The following is a 1,509-nucleotide window of genomic DNA, read 5'->3' on the forward strand; positions in this document are numbered from 1 at the left end:
CGCGACCGCGAGATCGTCGCCGGTGATCACGCCTGTACCTCTACAAGGCGGTATTCCGGCAGGTGGCGCAGCGGGCAGCCACGGAGACCACGGCGGCAGGGGCCGGTGGAAGTTAGGAAGGATCCGCATAACGTCCCGTCCGTTCGGCACTCGATCGGCAGGTCATCGAGCGAGATACTCCGGGATTCTATCGGAGACTTAATATATTTCCTCGGCAAATAATTTACTTGCATTAGCACCACTTGTTCCGTCACCGAGGTGCACCTTCGTCGGGGCGTACCTCGAACACTTGTTCTCGTCGCTGTTCTCGTTCGTAACTACCCACAAACCCATGTCCTGCATAACATCCCCGATACCGCGTAACGCGGGGTTTGCAACCTCGAACGCCGCGACTGTCTCGCGGGCGAGGAAGCGAGGCTGATCCCGGGTGGCCGGAGTGACACTTAATATTCTAGAAGAATGACTAGTGATCACTCCGGTCCACCTCCATTGTGGGGGTTGTGCTGGAGCCGGCGGGAGGGCGTTCGTTGGTAGCGGTGTCCCTCTCGCAGCTCTTCTCTGATCCAATCCGCTGATAGACGATGTGGCCCTTGTCGTCAAGACTTGCAAGGAACCGATCGCCTTTCTTGAAACCACGAGCGTTTCGGAGATCCGCCGGGATCGTTAACACAACCGATCCGCGTGACCCCCCTACTGCCATGGCCCGGACAACACCGAAAACAGATGCCATGTGATCTACTTAGACGGTATCTTTAATAAGAGGTACGTAGATACCTTGGTAGTAACTACCTGTCAGGTAGTTTATTTGGAGGTAGTATGAAGGGACGCTGGATGCCCGAATCAGATGAAGAGATACTGAAACATATCGCTCGAAGAGGGCCGTCTGATGCCTGGGGGACCCATAAGGCATTAGGAATGAATCTATCGACCGCTCAAAACGCGAAAAAACGCCTACTGGAAAAAGGCCTCATCTGCCTGGTCGGCGAACGGCTGAGTGAAAAAATGCAGGTGAAACGCCTTTTTGGGCTCACTTTACAGGGGCTTTCTGTGGCCATCTCGATGATAGATCGTGATTTTATACTGAGTCATCCAGACGGGTTTCGAAAATATGAGAGGGGGGAATTCTGTCAGCTGACAGATGACCACTCCAGAGGGGTTTCGAAAATACTCGTCCAATATAGAGGACTCCATTGGATTTTTGATGAAATCTCGAAGATATATCAGGAGGATATAGATATCGCCGTATCCTATGGGGGCTGGTCCAATATCTTGTCTGGTGTGCGGTCCGGGCTGAGTATAATAGATCCGAGAAGGACTATCGATGATCTACCAATAGAGATCTTATTGTCGGATTCTGTCAGTCTACTAAATGAGGGTCGTTTCGATCTGGCCTTTGAGGACGGATTCTTCAGATACATCGCGTCGCAGTGGAAGCCCTCAGAGGGGGAACACCCCGCGGAGTCAAAACTGGCATTTCTTGAGTCCCTTGCGATTTTGGAGAAATCGGAA

At 52.4% G+C, this 1,509-nt stretch carries 1 protein-coding gene; it reads left to right on the forward strand.

Annotated elements, in window-relative coordinates; all coding sequences use genetic code 11:
* Positions 1-831 precede the first annotated feature (831 nt).
* Positions 832-1,509: hypothetical protein (locus tag BRA62_RS10085; protein ID WP_292366441.1), on the forward strand; the 678-nt coding region annotated here is incomplete at its 3' end.

This window comes from Methanoculleus sp. UBA208 (assembly GCF_002498065.1).
Taxonomy (GTDB): Archaea; Halobacteriota; Methanomicrobia; order Methanomicrobiales; family Methanoculleaceae; genus Methanoculleus.